Genomic DNA, 18,867 nt, shown 5'->3' with positions numbered 1-18,867 from the left:
TCACAGTCCGGTAAAATCCAGCAACATCACATCCGAAAACATATGCCAACCGCCCTGAGCACGGTCGGCCAACATGACCACAATCAGCAAAATTGCCTGATAACCTGCCAGCGGGATCTTATCTTTCGCCTGACTCCTAAAAAGCTTAAAAGCAAGTGTAAAAGCTATCGTTAAAAACAGGCTAAGGATATAAAAAAAAATATAATTCGATACCGAAAAACAGCATGTTGCACAACACAGGAAAAGCAGGTCACCAAGACCAAAAAAGCCATTAAAGATATTGGTCAGCCGGCCTTTCTTAACCGAAATATACAGGGTTAGAAAAACAACCTGAACAAGCAGGAAAACCGCATTAATAGCGGCAGCGCTGTACACCAAATGCCAGCCCGTCAGCATACTGCAATAGGCCAGCAGGCCAAAGAACAAAAGCGGAAAAAGCCACCAATATATCCCCCTGAATTTAAAATCCTGATATGCCATAAAAGCCAGCACCATAAAAATCGCTCCCAGTAAAAGGTACATCAGTCTGCAGTTACCTCTTTTAAATTTTTATCCTGATCGATCTGCCAGACATTAAAAGTTCCATCACCATCAAAATCAGCCACCGCTGTGGCTTTTGCCGTAAAGGTATTATTGCTGGCCCCGGTTACCTCAAGCTTATAGTTCGCCTTACCATCCTTCCCATCACTGGTCAGCTTCTCCTGGATAAAGCCGATTTCTACCAGATCATTTGAATATTTAGAATGCTCATAAAAATAGCTCTGCTCCAGTTTGGCCACATGTTCCAACTGGAGCTTAGCCTCAGTAGTCTTCGCCTTGGTAATCAGCGGCATCAGGTTTGGCAAAGCTAAGAGCACCAATATTCCGATAATCACCAATACAATCAGTATCTCTGTAAGTGTATACGCGTTCAGTTTGCGGTTTAGATTCATTTTCACGATGTCCTTTATTTTTCTTTTGGCATCTCCGCTATTTATACTTAAGAGAAAGAATAACGGAATTTTTACCATTTAGCTCATCAATTTGCAGAGAAAAGAAAAGATATCCGCATCTTTTTGACGAAACATCATTTTGGAGTGATATTCTATGGTTTTGGAGTGATGAACGAAAAAATATAATTTCTTAAAATGTCAATTTGTTTTGCCTTCAATTCTTTTTTTCGACTTTTACACGAAAATAAAAATGGGCAATCGTAGGACTATACGTGCTTACCCACAATGGTGGAGATAAGTCGGGAGGTGACTTCTTTTTTTATAAAAGAAAAGTATCTATTATAAATTCGGTCTTGGCGAGACGCTAAGACCAGTTAGAGGACTCTAGTAGATTACTAGTTATATTTAATCCGAAGAGGAATCTATTATTTGTCAACAGTATTGAGTTCAGGTATCATCCTATCAGGATCGACAAGCCTTATCGGATGACTAAAGCAATAATTATAAGGTCAGTATCTCCTCATCTGTTCCCCCAACCGATCCGCCAAATTCGATTTTGTCTATATTCGGATCATAGAACCTTCCCAGGTAATCGTACTGCCCATCCTGCTCATCCCGTCAAAATAAAAAGCCCGGCTTTGAGGCCAGGCTAAAATATGAAATTGGTTATACATAAGTTACCACTCATACTAAGGAGTTGCGTTAGTAATAAGGCTAAAGATTAAACCATCAGTTAATTCACATTCAATAAATCTGATAAACTGATGTCCATCTTCTCAATATGATAAGGATCATGAGTAATTTTATAAAAATCTTTCTCCTTATCCATTGCATAAAAATCTCCATCTTCAATATCTATTAAATGAAAATATTCTTTATCTTCTAGAGTAACAATGTATACATCACTAGGGTTAATTAGCTTCAATTCATTTGTGTCTAATAATTTCTTCATGTTATCAAAATCAGTATTATCCCTAAATCTTAATTTCATGTCTGAAACATTGCATTTTTGAACATCAATTTTGAATTTGTTTGGCCCAACAATTGCATAACCATCAATTGTACCAAATGAAAAAAAGATTGAATACTCCAAATATGAATAAGAAATAGTATCGTAAACTTTGATGTCATATACCTCAAAATTTCTACCTTTTTCATCATGAACTTCATTATAAATGTCAGGGTCATTAGTAAATCCCACATAACCTGGAATTGCTGGATTACCAATAGAAACACCTTTAAAAAGCCCTAAATTTATTTGTTCAATATAAATTTTAAATTCTACAGGCAATTTTTCCAAAACATTTTTTAAAAGTTCAATCTCCCAAGATTGAACTTTAGTTCTTTTAAACAATCCAAACATAAAACAAACTTAAAACTTATTTGTGAACCCCTACCGGCACTGAGGCCGGGTTAAAGAATAAAAATCCTTATACATAAGTCAAATGCTCACACGCTAAAAAACAACAGATTTGCACTAGTAAGGAAACTTTTAAAAAAAATGGTCGGGATTTACAATCCCGACCAACAAGCTGTTTCAAACAAGAGAACTATTCAGAATCGATATCATCGTTTATTTCATTATACGTTAAACCGCTCGGATAAACTGATTTTAAAGTCCCGATGTTGGAAAAAATTAATTCAAAAAAACCATCTTCCAAAATTTTTTCTATTGATTTTCTAATAGTTATTTTTTCTAAATTTTTAAGAATAAACATATCTGTTGCCCAAAAATAAATTTCTTGTTCTCTTTCTATAAGATATCTAATATTCATAACTGTGAATGCAGTTCCAAAAAAAACTCTATTGTCTTGTAGAATTACATGTAAATCAATATTATCATTGGAAACATCATCTACCTCGTAGCCACCGGGAAATTTTATTTTAAATTGCTTCATCACAAATTAATGTTTTTTTTTTTAGAATTTGTATATCTTCAGCTATGAAATCAGACGTATCACTTGAGTGAATTAGTAAAATCATCTACAGGGAACAAATTGGTGTAATTTTGCCATTTTTTGTTCGATCATGGATCTCATTACATTATGATTTACAAGAATTTTGTGATTGGCTGAGTGGCCCGTTCCAAAAAACTCTACGGTTTTAATGATATTAAAGTCTACGATCTCAGGTTTCGGAAAAAAACCAATGGTACTTGGAACATATTTAGTTCGGCTACAAACGGGGCATTTTGAAAATTCCAACCCGCCCATATTTATTTTTTTTTCTAAAGACGGAATAATTACTTGGACTATGTGTTCTGCTGTCGTACCACTTTTCACTAAACTGAGTGTTCTATTATCCAATCCCATTGGTTTAAAATACAGGTTATAAGCGTTTATTTCTGCGAATAATTCCCCAAAAACCCAATTCAATGTCATGACTTTTTGTTTTTTTAGATCTGGTTCTTTCTTGATAACAAAATCACTCTTTTGTTCGCCAAATACGCCACAATAAAGACAACTATCGCTATAGGTATTGGGCAGATAATCGGGTGATTCCGGCTGTGGATAAGCAAAAGCTCTTCCTCCTGTAAAACTTAATACTTCTGAATCCAATATTTCCTGGGAAGAAAATTTTGTGCCAATAACGCTATCGTGTAAATTGTAACTATTTACAAATTTCGCAATCATTTCATATTCGTATGAGTCTTCTTCCATATCTTTCGAAAAATAAGCTGCCCGAATATCTTCATTTAAAAGCATTTCAAGACTCTTCTTCATGGATGAACCTTCAATTTTTCCCGATATTCTTCTAATAATCTTCATAACTTATAAGCCTAATCTTTGTAAATCTCTGGATAATTTGCATAAATTTTTCTTGCGGCGTTTTCTATCTGAACCTTTGTAACATTATCCGTTCTCAGAACTGTTTTATCTGTAATATATCCGATCTCTTTTCTCCAAGCGTTGGTCAAAGCTTGATGCTCAGTTTTAGTTAACACTATAGAAGTCATCTCAGCAGCCTTTTCGCCTAATATTCCTGCGAACCGTTTTTCAATAGGATGATGAACTTCGACACTCAATCCCTTCGTTAAAGCCTTTAAAACTTTATAACTTTTAAAACCATATTTACCCGCAATACCAAACTTAAATAAAGAAAATCCATATTTACTAGACTTAAATCCTTTTATCTTTATGGGAAAAAACAATGTAGCAACATCCATTACATTATCAACGAATTGTTCTCCCCCTTTATGGTCCAAATTACAAAATCCGCCACATTTGTGATTATTTGGTGTGGAATAACTATCAAATGAACCATCTCCATTCCTTCTCAGTCCTTGTCCTGGAGTATTGGAAATTATACGGCCACTTTGAATTTCTTTGCTTTTCTGAATCCTGCCCGTCTTCATCCTCATCATTGGCTTTATAAATATTCTTCACATCATTACCTGAGAGTCCATGTTCATTCATCCAGTCTTCTGTTGGTCTTCCATCTGGATCAATAAATGTAATTGGATTACCACTACCGTACGCATAGGGAGAACTCGCTTCATAATCTGCTGCCAATGGATCAATTACATTCCATCTCCCAATTACCGGATCATAGGGCCTTGTGCCGTAATCGTATTGTCCCAGTTCTTCTTGCAACTCCTTGCCGTTGTAAAGATATTTATTATTTCCAGACATCAAGATAACCAAGGAATGCCATGGAGTGAAGAAGAAGATAACCTGCTCACACAACGTTTCAGCGAAGGCACCAAGATTACCCAACTCGCCAAACTGCACTCCCGCACCTATGGAGCCATTAAAGCTAGACTCCTTAAACTCGAACTCCTACAGAAATAACAAAGCCCAACAATTTTCATACTGCTAGGCTTGGTTATGCAGGTTACATTTTGGCCTTAGCGAGACGCTAAGACTAGATGGGGATTTTTTTTTAAGATCCATACTATAAAAATCACCATCACATTAACACATATTTTTTTATCCGCTAATTTCTCCTGGTAAGTTACTCTCAAGGATTATCAACAAAAATCTGCTCCATCACCACATGCTTCCAAATATTCTTCATTAGAACATAATTGCGGCATAGTAGGGTAACTATTTCGCGAAAATGGCATTACACTTTATTTCTAACCACATAAAAATTCATTCATGAGTATATCCTTTGCCGCTTCATCAACGGCATCCTCTGCATCAATATCTGATGGATGTTCAGCAATTCTTCTTAAAACTTCAATTAATGCCGGGTCAAGTTTATCCTGCGAACGTCCAATCAATATATACATAACAAAATACTTCCACATACCATCATTGGAGTTAAGTATAAACAATAATTCTTGTTTGATCTCATTAACATGAGGCACCAAATATTTGGCAATACCTTCAGCCACATCCCAGTGCGTATCTTGCAACCACTCTAATAATGCTGGAACATCTTCCTTAACTGACTCAAATGGCAAACGTTTTAGGCGTTCAACTGCCGCAATATCATAAATGCTAGTTGGAATAAAATCCTTATTTTTCATATCTATTCAATACCTCTTACTGATGCTTGTACTTTTTTTGTATTTATGTGAGTATTTCCCCCTTCTGCTAAACCCGCTTTTGTAGCAGACCATTCCGCTAATTCTTTAGCGGTGGCAGGTCTTATTGAGGCATGATTACCCTTATAATCTACCTGTAAACCTAGACTTCTTAAAGAATTGACACTAATTTTAGTTACAATCTTAACACCTAATTTCGCTTTCGCCTGAGCCGCGGTTGTAAAGGTTGATAATCCATCCAAATCTATAAGCCGAGGAGTAAGATTTGAGTTTGTCGGTGCGCCGCCACGATATATATATTTATCATCTTCTTCTTCATCAGCGCCTGGTGCTCTGTACCCATTCCTCATAAGCTCGTTAAACAAACCTTGATTTGCTTCAGCGTTCCTAAAGTTATACTTAGCGGCACTGTTGTAAGCGAGCTGAAGGCTTTCTCCCGGATTATCATTAGAAGAAAAAAGCTTTATAGTAATATAACCAAGCACTTCTAACATCCCTGCTGCAAGCTTACCCCCCGCCTTAACTAATTCGCCATTTTTATTTACAAAAGTGTTGCTCTTAACTACAGGAGCTGGTTTGATTTCACAGCACGAAACTTCATTTCCTGACTGTGTTTGCGCCGTAGCAGGCGCCTGATAGATGGTTGTCACATCGTCCGATGTAACACCATGTTCTTTCATCCAATCTTCTGTAGACATCCCGTCAGGATCTATAAAATTGATTGGACTATTCATCGCATAATTATATGGCGACCATTTTCTATAAACTTCTGCCAGCGGATCAATTGCATTCCATCTACCAATTACCGGGTCATAGAACCTTGCCCCGTAATCATACTGCCCCAGCTCCTCCTGCAACTCCTTACCATTGTAAAGATATTTATTTGTTCCACCACTTGCAACTTTTCTTAATCCAAACGCATAGTAGTCGTCACGCTGTAGAACCTCCAATAGATTTGTGTTAGGGTTTTTATAGAAAGTGGCCCTCACATTACCCAAGTGATCGCCCAGGTTGTATTCATAACTGTAAGTCCCATTACTGTTCCGCGCAATCCCTTCTTCAGTATGGATAATATCGATAGTAGTACCGTCCGGCTTATATTCTATACCATCAACATAGTTCCTCACGGACCCATTGCTGTTCTTTACCAGCTTATTTCCTGTTGCATCATAAGTATAAGATAGGTTGACAGGCATATCTGTTGTCCTTATTGCCGTAACAGGAAGGTTAAGATAATTATAGGTCAAACTGATCCTGCTCAGTCCATCCTTTTTAGCATTGCCGTTGGCATCGTACTCATAGTCCTGTACGGTCAGCCCACTTACGCTCTGCAGCCTGTTGCTGCTCCCCGAATTTTCATAATTATAGACTTTGGCTCCATTACCATCCCGGTTAAGGCTCGCAATGTTCCCCATTACATCATAGCTCAATACTTCACTCATCGCTATCCCCACTGTTGTAGCAGCCGATCCCAGCCTGTTCAGTTTGTCATAACCATAGTTGAAGATATTTGCCGTCGGGCTGGCTGTATTTGTCCAGTCCCAGTACTGCTTGGTGATATTGCCATTATAGCCCTGTCCAATACCATCTTCATAATCAAGTTTCATACTGAACTGATTCGATGTACTGTTCTTCATCCAGCCACGCTCATTATAGGCAAAAGTAGTCGACTGGGTATCGTTATGCAGGCTCTTCTTATGTAACTGACCGATCTCGTTATATTCCAGATGGTTCAGGGCTACCTCTTCCTGATTGTTGATCTTCTCGAAAGTAGCCAGTTTGCGGCCCATATGATCGTACTCGTAACGGTTGGCAATGATGGTTTCTACGCCGCCTACCGTGTGGGTACGTTTGCTTTTTTCCAGACTGCCATCGAAATTCCAGTTGTTATCTACCACATCGGTACCGTTCAGGTGATTGGTACTTTTGCTCTGCACCACACGCCCTTCAAGGTCGTAATAATTTACCGTAACCAGCATCGTTCCGCTACCCAGGTTCTTCACCTTCGTTCCTGTTAGCAGGCTTTTTGTGCGTGCTGCGGGTGCCTGTTCACCCGTAGGCGGGCCAAAGCTATTAAAGCTATCGTCCATGAAGTCGTAGTCATCATAATAATTTACCGTCAGCACATCACCGCCGCTCTGCGGAAAGGACTTTGAATCATAATCTGCACCGCTGCGGGTCTCCCACAGGGAGATGGAAACATCGCCGTTGGCAATCTGCTGTGCCTGGTTGTCCAGTCCGGTCTGAAGGGCATCCTTCGCTCCACGCTGGGGAACCGCTCCGTTGTCGGCCGAAGTGCCAGCCTGTACGTAAATCCCCGTAACCACAATCCTGCCAAGCGCATCGTATTTACTATATCCCCATTCCTGCGGGCTTTTACCACGCTGGACGGCATCCTGGCTCATCACCACCTGGTCCAGCTTATTGTATACCATAAATTCCCAGCCCTTGCCCGGGATCTTTTTCTCCACCAGCCTTTTACGACCATCATAACGGTAACCGTAGATAAACTGGTCGAAAACAGCCTGCGTTTCATCAAAACTGTTGATCGCCACAGACAGCTTGTCCGTATGCTCGTTTACCGCAGGTGGAAGCACATAACGCAGGTTACCAAGGTCATCATACACATAATAGGTAGACAGGTTTTTGCCATTGCTCTCCCATACCCGTTTGAGTACCACACGTCCTTCAAAATCCTTGAACTCCTCTGTAATGCCGGCTTTTTGATCCGTTTCTTTCCAGTTCTCATCTTTACTGGTGGTTTTGTACAGTTTACCGGGAAAGTAAACACCGGCAGATGCACCGTTGCCGGCACTGTTAATGGTCCAAAGCTTAACTTCATCCAGCGCATTTGTTCCATATTCGGTTTTTAGGGTATGCCCCCCGCTGATCTGCCAGGATTCGCCCGGAGCACCCTGCTGCTGTACCCGGTTCAAAGGCGAAGCTTCAAACTGTGTTTCAGCAAAGGCATAATCTGTTGCCTTTATACCTGCTGCCTGTGGTAAATGGAAAAAGTCAAACTGAGCACCGATTGCTGCATCACGGAAACTTCCCGTAGTCCCGGTCTGCGCCGCATAAGGCTGATATTTAAATTTTTCCCGTCCAAAGGCATCATAGGCAATCGGCTGTACAATATCCTTAAAACCCGGGCTTCCCTGAACCTGCACCGTCTGCAAAGGCCTTCCAAGCCCATCGAAATACTGGATGGCCTGGTTTTCCTGACATACATTCCGGCTCTGGCCCAAGGTGGCGTCGGTTACCTTCACCTTAAAGGTACGGGTAAGGATAAAGTTCTGGTTGGTACTTGGTGTTGAAGAAAGTGGCTGGCAGTTCAGGTAACTCAGTCCCGTAGTAAAAATCCGCAAAGTACTACCCGCAGGTACATAAAAACCATCGGTGAGGGTTACGCTCGATGGTGCGCTGATCTCACTTTCGCCATTGTAAACCGACACAACTTTCTGGGCGTAAGAGCGGCTGCACAGCAACAGCAATGCTGCCGCACAAAAATATTTCAACTGTTGTTTCATGGAGGCGTTAGTATTTATAGTGGTAGTCTGTTTGCTTTAAGATGTTGCCGTTCTGGTCCTTCACATTCTTCAATCGCTGGAAGGCGTCGTACTCGTAATACGTCGTCATGCCCTTGGCATCAGTCATACTTATAGGTCCTGCAAGTGTATTGTACTTGAATCTGGTCAAATGACCACTACTTAGCGGCGCTAAAAAGTTATCAATCTGAGCAGCTGATGGATCTTTAATGTTACGGAATGCTTCCACATCGCCCAGCTGTGCAGATACCACGGCATAATCGGGCGAATCTGCCAATGTTGCAATGAGTTTATCTCCACCATATCCCCAGATATAAGTTGTTTTCGGTCCGTTTTCCTTTTGTACCGAAACAGGAGCACCATGAACATCATAAGCAAGATAACGTAACCTTAGGTCAGGATCATTGTTGTAAGTCTTCGTAATTTCCATTTCAGGCGCATACAAGGTACCTGACCAGTTTTTATACGCTGTTTTGGTCATAAAAACCTGGACATTACTCCTAAAATGAATCTGTTTAATTATCGGATTAACCATATTTAGGTTTAGCATTTCAGTATGTAGTGTCAGATCCTCATTCGCATCGACCATTTCTTTAGGGCGGTAAAAAACAGTTTTCAGTTCTTTTCCTTCACTGTCATCTACACGTTCATCAATAGCATAAAAATTATTGGGGTCATAATTATATTTAGTGGTGCGTGTTGAGGCGGGCTGGCCCGCAACATAATCTATAACCGTCGATTGACTAAGGTCTGCCCTACCTGCAACCGGAGTAAAGCTTTTTACCTTAAACCAACCAGGATAGGCCGATGGATCAATTTTGACCGGGGCGTATAACTCCGTTAAAAATGAAAAGGGAGAAAAACTGATCGATTTAAAGTTTTCAACTCTTGACTGATCAATTGAATATCCATCAGAAAAGTTAAAATATTGGTTTTCTGTTTTCTTTAATATCGTACCGTTTGTATTGTATATTTCTTCTGTAAGTAACTGCCCATAATTCCACGGTGAAAATTGAGCTGGTATTGTCGGAAACTCATCCGAAATAAAAGGCGGATTATCAGCAAAAGAAGTAAAAGTTCGAACAATTTTACCGTTAAAAATGCCGTTTTGCCCATTTTTCTCTATCACTCGCTTATAGGTTACCGGGTTTCCACTGATCAATGGAATTTCATTTACTGAAGATGAAGAGCGGATCACATAATCAGCATGTGGGTTAAAAGCATAAGCGGCGCCACCATCGTTGCCATTATGTATCGTTCTAAAATCGTATTTTACAAACTTTGAATAAACAGGGTGATAACCCAGCGATCCGGATGAGGTTATTCCATCAGCAAGAACATATTCATACGCTCTCGAACTGGCTACTACGCCGCTAGCAATATAGTCTGTTACTTTTTTTGCCCTCAAGCCACCTACATAAATCTGGTTAGTGCCTAACGTAACCGGAGTAGAGGCTCCCTCAGGGTTTTGCTCTCTTCTGGATAATGAAGCATAACCGTAATAGGTATCGCTTCCGGTATAACCGATCAAAAAAGCTCTCACAAAAAAACTATCGCCATGCTGCAGGTTGGGGATTGTAAAATTTTGGGTAATATCTGTCGAACTTGATGTATTTAAGCTCATTGTTTGTGACGTATACAACTGCGAAGTTCCCGTTTTATAGAGCTCAATTTTTAGTGAACAGTTTGCGCAATCCATAGCTATAGGTGAGGATGACAAGGTAAACTGTACGTTGGTATTGCTTGCACCACCATAGGTAAATGCAGGATTATCACTGCCAGCCGAAGAACTATTGAAAGATATCCCATCCTGAAATTCGGAATATGGATTGGGTATCTGCGTAACTATCGCCCGATTTAACCAGGTATCTACAGCTTTGTTTGCTTCCATTTCAAATTCGGTATAGCCTCCTGTTGGATAGGTGATGCGGGTAAGGCTTCCTGCCAATACAAGATTAGGATCTGTGTCCCTGTTCCCTCCTAAAAATTCCCGGTAGGGCGAATAAGGCCCATTATTGGCACCAACAAGTAAGAATTCACGCTGAACCAAACTACTAGATGGATTTCCATTGGTAAAGCCCCAATGATCTTTTTTAGCGCTAAACCTAGGGGGTAGCGGTGTGGTAGAATAGGTGAATAAATACGGGTTTAAAGTTTCTTGTTCTGAGCTACCATATTGTTGAACCGAACGCAACGTTAAACGGCCAGCTAGTGAGTAATCGGTATTGACCAGATAGCCAAAACTCTGGCTACCGTTATCAATAATTATTTTTTCGAGGGCTTTATCCGTGCTTAAAGGGGTAAGGTCCGAGCGGTTAGCTTGTTTGTAATGGAAAGTTACAGCCCGGTTATCGTTAAAGATGATTTTCTTGATCCTTTTTCCAGAAACACTCTGAGCACTATTGCCGCCTAAGGTTGCCGGTAAGCATACCATATCGACCGTAATTGGGATAGCTTCATCCTGACTTAATCCAGTTTGAACAACAGCGAGATAATAATCTTCGTATTGGAAAACAATCTGATCGTTTCCTGATGGATTAACGATTTTACTCAGGTACCACGACGAGCTATGTGGCGGAGGTAATCCAGCGGTTGAAGTAGTTGTTACTTCATAATCTGCAAACTCATATTTATACCCCATTTCATCAGTTATGATAAACTTAGTTATCCTGGCACTATAAGAAACAGGATCGGTAATTATCTTTTCAATTTTGAGCTTGGAACGGTCGAGCAATAAAATATCATTGTTCTTGCCCAGCACAAAACGGCCACTTCTTCCGTTGAAATTAAAGTTAAAAATATCGTTCTGCGAGTCCGCTTTTCCTGCATACATTTGATTCAGGATTCTGTCCGGACCCGAAGAACCAGTCGGTCCATTTCCAGTATATTCATCAGGTACGGTCTTATATAAGAAGCCTTCGGTTGGATATTCGTCATAGATACCGCGCATGGTCCTTGATATTACTCCTCCAGCATTTAGCGCCCAGCCCAAGCCTACATTTGATGCCTGCTCATCGACCTGGATACCACCAGCATGATAGGAAAGTGAGATATTCACTGATCTGCCAAAATTTTTACCTTCCCATTCGTAGATGGGTACTTCAACGGAAGGAATACCTGTTGATAAACCAACGGGAACACTTCCAAATTTTCCGATTGAAGCCGCATTTGGAGATGGAGGAATCACATTGTTAAAACTTGGATTGAGTGTTAAAGGCGTCTGGCCGAAGGCCGATCCTAAAAACAAGCAGCCGGTTAGTGCTGCGTTAAAAAATTTCATACAATAAAAATTTGTAAAATAGTTTTTTAAAAGAGATAGCATATTAAACTAGATAACTAGGGTATTTGAGTGCTTCTGGAATTTTCGCTTTTTAGCATAGCGAAAATTTTGGTGCGATAAATCAAACAGTTAAATACTGATATAAATCTCAGCTTATTAATATTTATTATAAAATCTGTTTGACGAACGTGCAATATAGAGTGACGACTGATGTTTTTGAAGTGATGACTTTTTTGGCAACTGCTTTTTTTAAAAGGTATTGCTCATCTGAAACATTGGCAAATACATCGCAATTAGGATAACCCCTACGGCCAATCCCAGGAAGATAATGATTAAAGGCTCCAGTAATCCACTAATGGCATTTGTCTTATATTCTACCTCTTCGGTATACTGTTGAGAAAGCTGCTCAAAGAAATACTCCAGGCGGTTTACCTCTTCTGCAATCCGGATCATCTGAATAAATTTGGCCGGATAAAATGCATGTTTACTAAGCGCCTCAGAAAGACTGCTCCCCACCAAAATCTCTTTTTCAGCAGTCATGAGCGACTGCTCTATGGGATAAAAGGCAATCATCTGGCGCACCATCTCCAGTGCCTGCAAAAGCGGTGTAGAAGTTCCGGTAAGTAAGCGCATGGTATTGGCGAAACAGGCCAGATATATCTTCGCTGCAATATCCCCCACAATAGGGATTTTTAATAAGGCAAGCGTACTGAATTTTCTCAACCATAACTTTTTCCGGTTGAAAAAGTAAAAACAGACCAACCCAACTAAAATAATCACTAATAGAAAAATATACTCATCAAACCATTGAGAAAAACGAAGTATAAGTGTGGTAATATAAGGCTACTTGCCCCCGAAACGTTTAAATACATCGGCAAACATTGGAACCACAAATTTGATCATAAAGAATATCGCCGCAAATGAAGTACTTAAAACCAGCAGGGGATAGGTAACTGCACCAAGAATCTTCCTTCGTTGTGAGATCCTGGATTTATAATACCTGGCTAGTTCTCCCAACAACTCTTCCAGCCGCCCCGTTTCCTCTCCGATACGGATACTAAAATATTCATACCGGCTGAACTTATGCTGAGATTCGAGCGTCTGTGAGAGTCACTGTCCTCTGATCACACTTTACTGGATAACAGAAAAAAATACTTTATCTTTATCTGAACGACAGTAACCCGAAGTAAGTACCAATGCGGTTCTGATATCTTTTGACAATGATCATTTTGAATTGATATTCTATGGTTTTCAAGTGATGAACGAAAAATATAATTTCTTAAATATTAATTTGCCTTCAACTCTTTTTTTCGACTTTTACACGAAAATAAAAATGGGCAATCGCAGAACTATACGTGCTTACCCACAATGGTGGGAATGAGTCGAAAGGTGACTCCTTTTTTTATAAAAGAAAAGTAATCTGTTATAAATTTGGTCTTAGCGAGACGCTAAGACCAGTTAGAGTATTTTAGGTTACCTGAATCCGCTTAGTATTTTTATATTTAATAACTAATACTGTTAGGAATATCACCCCCAAGATTAGAAAAATTAAAGGCAGTATAAAAAAAACAGAAAAAGGAAAAACAAAAGCTTTTATATTGACCAACTTAGACTCTTTCCCCAAACTTTTAACATCCACAGCATCTCCAACTTTCATATTAAAGGTAACATCTGGATCTAGAACTTTCATTTTATCATCAAATTTATTATTATTAATATTGAAAGTATAACTGATGATTCTTGGGTGTTCGTCATTTACTGTAAACATCCTATCAACTTGAATTTCAGTGATTTTACCAGCAACTAATTTACCTTCTTTATCAATCTTATCTAAATCATATTTTTGATAATATTCTGTATTAATAGATGAAATAATAATTAGTCCCGGAATCAAAATCAGAATTGGAAGAAGTGTAAATGCCAGCCCTAATTTTGCCATTGTAGGATTTGATTTATATATAGGCGCCAAATTTCCTAAAAAGTTGTTCTTTTGTTCTATAGTCATAATGAAGAAAAATTAAAAAACACGAAAATACAATACACTAACCTGATAAATTAAGATAAGGTAGAAGACAAACTTATAAAAAAAAAAATCAAACAACTTAAAAAAAGAAGGCCTAAGTACTTTATCAAATGCTAATAGCCTTACTTGATCTTTCTTCATTAATGGTCTTAATAAAACCCATACCAGTGGAATAAAACTGAACAAAAATGCTGAGAGAAAGTGTTTTGGTAATAGCAATTCCGTTGTGTAAGAATTAATAAAGTAGCAAGCAGTTATGCAAAATAACATTAACCCGATTACCAAAAATGCTCTACTTGTTGATATCAGTTTGTTAACAAATAGAAACAAACTGATATCGGTCATAAACAACAACAATAAATAAATAACCTTATTCATATCAGGCCTTAATAGGCAACAGTTAAACCATATCTAGCACCAAACCCCCAGCCCAAACCAGCAAAACCTTTGATCGTTGTAACTCCGTTACCGCTATCATAATATACTCCACCACCAGCTGATACTTCAGCAGACATGTAAGAATTACCCTTTTGAAAGGATACTGTTACACCAAATATTTTGATTCCGCCAGTATACTCGTATGAAGCGACTGAAGCCCCTGCTTTTACACCTGCCATTACTCCATACTTACTTCCTTCTCCGGTCAAAATCCCAAAAGTTTCTTCGGCTTCGGCAGATAACACCTTTCCTGATAGCTCACTGATTGAGCCAAATTTTTCATCCCCTTGCTTCGCAGATATACTAGCCTGCAGAACGGAACCTTTAGCTTCTGCATGCAAAGCTAAATTATGTTTGCCAGAACCCGTGTAATTAGTTGCGGTCAAATGCCCCACTGACCAATTTGCTTTCAGATCCCAGTTCTCATCTTGATAATTATAACCAGAATTCATTAGATACGCAAAGGCGGTATTTCTTTGATATGAATCATTCCCATATGTTCCCATTTTAAAAAAACTTTTATAAAACCCTACTGGAGAAGCATTTACATTAACCTCTCCTAGATCTAATCCTGTTCGAGTCCATCCTCCATCTTTCATATTTGTATATGTTGCGTCGCCAACTTTATATACATCTCCTATTTTCGCTTTTTTGGGACATTTTGTACATCCACCATCTGGATCTACAGTCATGACAGGATTATTCCCCATTGCTAGATATGGTGACCAATGTTCACGGTAAGGATCCGTCGACATCCATCTCGCAATTTGGGAATCATACATCCTAAAATCAAAATTATTCCACCCAGTTTCCTTGTCTACCTCTGCAAACTTTCCTTGATAACCATATCGGTATGTATTATTAGCTAAAGTTAAAGCGGAACCAAATGGATAATAATCCGAATAATAAACGACATCAGCTTGCCCGCTGCTTATCTTATTCCCATTTACAATTGCTCGAACATTGCCAAGATTATCTGTTAATTCGTATTGATAATTATTATCTGCCATATTAAAAGTTCCAATTCTACCAGCTGCATAAATTGGCATTTCTTTAGGCAATACGCCTGTTCCATTATTATCATATACAGCTAAAACATTACCCAAAGCATCATAGACATAATAAGTCTCAATATTTTGTAAGTGATCAATTTTTTTCACTCTTTTTCCTTGTTCATCGTAAAGATAACTTACCCGTAATTGAGTTCTATTAGCATCACTATAGATCGCTTCTACCTTCCCCCCAACATTATACAGTAAATAGTAATTTTGGCCATTAGCTCTATGCTGAGAAATCATCTGTCCCAAATCATCATAAACATAACTAGCATAGTTATCTACACTTTGAAGCTTGTTGTTGTTTGCATAGTGATAGTCTAAGTTAAGTTGGCCACCAGCAGCATCAGTTCTTGTTAAATGCTTAATATTGCCATTTGCATCATACGTTATACCATGCTCCCTATTGATATTGACTTCCTCACTGAACGACCTATTTGTGAAATCTGGTTTACCAAACTTATTGCTATTAAATTGATTACGATCATCATAATTATAAGTAAACATTTTTGGACTATTGATAACTGCTCCGTATGTGTTAACTATGGCACTTGGTTTGGTTGTTTTCCATGATTGGGCTGTAATATTTCCATTATACCAAGTTTTCCCAAGATTAGGATTGATACTATTTATTCCCGTACCATCACGTTGATAGTCATCATTAAAATATTCGAGAGTCATGGCGAATACATCTGGAGCAAAACTGTTTTGGGTTCCATCTCTACCCGGATCAATGGCTCCATCTGGATGATTAATTGACTTTAACATTCCCTGTGCAGTGTAAGTGTAGTCTATCCCCTGTAAATTATCGGCAAGTTCCATCCTCTTTAGCGGCCCATGGATATAGTAATAATACTGAGCTTGCTGTATTTTGTTCACGCCATCACGACTGGTATATAGCGCACTCAATCTTGAATCCGCATCATAGACACAATGGTGTACAAACCTCTCAGACTGACTCCCCCTTTGATAATCAACCGCCTCTACATTACCAGACCCTGAATAGGAATAATCAATCGTCTTTACACCAATTCCTTTTACATCCTTCACAAGCCATTTTACCCTCCCTTTTTCGTCATAATTGTACCAGGTTTTTGAATTATTATTTTCAGACCAACTAATTCTTGATCGAAGAAAAAATTCATCTTGAATATAATTTACCAAACCATGATTCTGATTAGGGAAATCATAATGTATAAATACTTGGTTTTGCCTAGCGCCACCTACTAATCCACCGTCTAAGGCTGTGCTTTCCAATAGTTGTTTATTATTTTTAGCAGCTAAAAATGAGACACCTCCTGGAAGATACTCACCAGATTCGAAGATTCTTGCGAATGTATCATAATTAGTATATGAAAATTTTCCAACTTTACGTTGCTCTGTATTCTGACTAAAACGAATTCTTCCATCCTCTCTGTGAATAAACTCAGTTTTCCCCGCATCTACTGTTGTTTTAGAAATCAAATTGCCTTTAATATCATACTCATTTGTTTCCGCAAAGGGCACATTAACCCAAGCAGGATAGGCATCCAAACCATTGGCTAACAATAGCTTTACACCTTCTGGCGCAATATTTCCGATAGCTTGCCCTACCTGATTGTAAAACACAAAGCTTATATCAGAAACCTTATTGGTGTAAGAAATATTAACATCGCCTTCTAAAGCCCTCACCTTATAATAACCCTTTTGTAATAAACCCACAGATATTTGACTTTCCGTTTTCATATCATAAAGCTCATAGTTACCGGTGATGGCAACATTACTGGCCTGAAAGAGCTGGAAATAATGGATACTGCTTAATTCACTCTCTGCGATTTTAGCACGGCAATCACTACAACCATCAGAATGCGACACAGTAAAAGGGTTGGAAGATTTAATGACATATTGTACACTATTTAATGACAATTGGCTATAAACAAAATCGTTTCCAATCCCATCATAAACTAATGAACCATTGCGGTACACTTTTACGTTATATTTTGACCCAATGCCAAAAGTACTGGGTCCGCCACCATAACCACCTGCATTTGGATCACTCCCCCCCATAATCAAACCTGCAGTAGTTACCGAGAAATTATACTCGCTGACAACGGCATTTATTTTTGTCGAATTGTTAATGCTGAGTATCCCATTATCATCGGCCCTTGCAGACATCAATACTTTCCCGGACAGATCTGAGAGTCGAACACCAATATTCCCATTCTCATCGACCGCAAAACTCTGGGTAGATTTAGACTTCAGTGAATTTCCGTCACCAATTACTTCCTCAGCAAAGTATTTTGCCCTAATCGCTGAATAGACATCAAGTTCGTTTAATACTGGAAAGCTACCTCCCCATGTTTCGTGACCTTTTCCCATCCGAAGTTCGTCTCCAATGGACGCATCATTCTTTATGGAGTTTGTTCCATCGTTGTAATAGGCCGTTCGTGAATAAGGATACGACGTTGCCGGAACATAGGCTTCAAAGGAATTATTATTACTATAGTACCAGCCTAAAGAGCCGATAGCACTTTGACCTAAGGGATCGGGTGAATTTGCTTTAATTCCGTCAAAATTTGTATAGCTATATTTACCTCCGGCAGGGTTGGTCACAAAATCAGGTTTATAGCTAAACCCTGAATTATTGATTGGTGCCGCTAAAGTAGAAATTACCGGCTTTCCATGAATATCATAAAGGGACTGACTAGCTAATACATGACCCGTGCTTATGCTTTTAACCTGGCTTTGGAGCGGAACTCCCCTATCATCAAAAAAACTCTTATTTTCTCCAATAATATTTCCGTTTTCATCGTAGCTTTTAGTCGAAGTCCAATTCATATCCAGGTTTAATGCCGGGTTATTGGGAGCAGGGACAACAATAGGCGTATTTCCTATAAATACCCTAACTGTAGAACCTTGTTTAAAATGAACACCATCCGTTAGTACAACAGCGGTTGAACTTGAAATTTTAACATTTTGCCCGGGTTCAATAATATAAGAAGTTGCCGGACTTACAGGCAGCACCAGCGTTGATGGTTGATGAATATCCTGAGCCACTACGTTGCCCTGGTTTGCAAATGCACTAACAGCAAGGAGCACTAATAAAAATCTTTTCATATAGAT

14 protein-coding genes and 1 pseudogene are annotated in these 18,867 nt (G+C 39.0%); 1 reads left to right on the top strand and 14 read right to left on the bottom strand.

The genetic code is table 11. The features are described 5' to 3' along the window. The 7 genes from AC07VK_RS23820 to AC07VK_RS23790 all read right to left on the bottom strand — a co-directional run bounded on the left by AC07VK_RS23820 (position 1) and on the right by AC07VK_RS23790 (position 4,564). Positions 1-522 carry a hypothetical protein gene (locus AC07VK_RS23820; RefSeq protein ID WP_492963611.1) on the bottom strand — a complete coding sequence of 174 codons (522 nt, stop codon included), beginning with the start codon at positions 520-522 and terminating at the stop codon, positions 1-3. Continuing rightward, positions 522-1,010 (bottom strand): type IV pilin protein, encoded by a 489-nt coding sequence (locus tag AC07VK_RS23815; protein ID WP_494939839.1) that lies wholly within the window; start codon positions 1,008-1,010, stop codon positions 522-524. The genes AC07VK_RS23820 and AC07VK_RS23815 overlap by 1 nt, the downstream gene beginning before the upstream one ends. A gap of 655 nt (positions 1,011-1,665) precedes the next feature. Continuing rightward, a complete protein-coding gene (locus AC07VK_RS23810) occupies positions 1,666-2,295 on the bottom strand; it encodes a hypothetical protein (protein WP_492963607.1) in 630 nt (209 codons plus the stop codon). Between the two features lie 187 nt (positions 2,296-2,482). Beyond that, positions 2,483-2,830, bottom strand: coding sequence for a hypothetical protein (locus tag AC07VK_RS23805; RefSeq protein ID WP_492963605.1), 348 nt, complete (start codon positions 2,828-2,830; stop codon positions 2,483-2,485). 81 nt (positions 2,831-2,911) lie between these two features. Continuing rightward, positions 2,912-3,700, bottom strand: a complete 789-nt coding sequence (locus AC07VK_RS23800; protein ID WP_492963603.1) for a hypothetical protein — start codon at positions 3,698-3,700, stop codon at positions 2,912-2,914. An 11-nt stretch (positions 3,701-3,711) separates the two neighbouring features. After that, on the bottom strand, positions 3,712-4,287 hold the full coding sequence (locus tag AC07VK_RS23795) for a hypothetical protein (RefSeq protein ID WP_493053060.1): 576 nt from the start codon (positions 4,285-4,287) through the stop codon (positions 3,712-3,714). After that, positions 4,184-4,564: an RHS repeat-associated core domain-containing protein gene (locus AC07VK_RS23790; protein ID WP_492963652.1), complete on the bottom strand. Its 381-nt coding sequence runs from the start codon at positions 4,562-4,564 to the stop codon at positions 4,184-4,186. The genes AC07VK_RS23795 and AC07VK_RS23790 overlap by 104 nt, the downstream gene beginning before the upstream one ends. A gap of 15 nt (positions 4,565-4,579) precedes the next feature. Between AC07VK_RS23790 and AC07VK_RS23785 the strand changes: the two genes are divergently transcribed. Then, the gene (locus AC07VK_RS23785; RefSeq protein ID WP_492963599.1) at positions 4,580-4,723 is read left to right on the top strand and encodes a hypothetical protein; all 144 of its coding nucleotides are present in this window, start codon (positions 4,580-4,582) and stop codon (positions 4,721-4,723) included. A gap of 287 nt (positions 4,724-5,010) precedes the next feature. On the opposite strand, the gene AC07VK_RS23780 is transcribed toward AC07VK_RS23785, so the two are convergent. The 7 genes and pseudogenes from AC07VK_RS23780 to AC07VK_RS23750 all read right to left on the bottom strand — a co-directional run bounded on the left by AC07VK_RS23780 (position 5,011) and on the right by AC07VK_RS23750 (position 18,861). Further along, positions 5,011-5,406: a DUF5071 domain-containing protein gene (locus AC07VK_RS23780; RefSeq protein ID WP_492963597.1), complete on the bottom strand. Its 396-nt coding sequence runs from the start codon at positions 5,404-5,406 to the stop codon at positions 5,011-5,013. 2 nt (positions 5,407-5,408) lie between these two features. Continuing rightward, positions 5,409-8,951 (bottom strand): DUF6443 domain-containing protein, encoded by a 3,543-nt coding sequence (locus AC07VK_RS23775; RefSeq protein ID WP_492963595.1) that lies wholly within the window; start codon positions 8,949-8,951, stop codon positions 5,409-5,411. Positions 8,952-8,958: 7 nt separating this feature from the next. Next, positions 8,959-12,249, bottom strand: coding sequence for an RHS repeat domain-containing protein (locus AC07VK_RS23770; RefSeq protein ID WP_492963593.1), 3,291 nt, complete (start codon positions 12,247-12,249; stop codon positions 8,959-8,961). Positions 12,250-12,498: 249 nt separating this feature from the next. Then, on the bottom strand, positions 12,499-12,972 hold the full coding sequence (locus AC07VK_RS23765; RefSeq protein ID WP_492963591.1) for a type II secretion system F family protein: 474 nt from the start codon (positions 12,970-12,972) through the stop codon (positions 12,499-12,501). Between the two features lie 120 nt (positions 12,973-13,092). Continuing rightward, a pseudogene (locus AC07VK_RS23760) lies at positions 13,093-13,344 on the bottom strand (type II secretion system F family protein); the annotation flags it as partial. 373 nt (positions 13,345-13,717) lie between these two features. Then, on the bottom strand, positions 13,718-14,254 hold the full coding sequence (locus tag AC07VK_RS23755; protein ID WP_492963589.1) for a hypothetical protein: 537 nt from the start codon (positions 14,252-14,254) through the stop codon (positions 13,718-13,720). A gap of 404 nt (positions 14,255-14,658) precedes the next feature. Continuing rightward, positions 14,659-18,861, bottom strand: coding sequence for an RHS repeat domain-containing protein (locus tag AC07VK_RS23750; RefSeq protein WP_492963587.1), 4,203 nt, complete (start codon positions 18,859-18,861; stop codon positions 14,659-14,661). Between the last annotated feature and the right edge of the window lie 6 nt (positions 18,862-18,867).

Source organism: Pedobacter sp. GW821-FHT01D05 (genome assembly GCF_059422505.1).
This window is presented reverse-complemented; position numbering and strand designations above follow the sequence as displayed.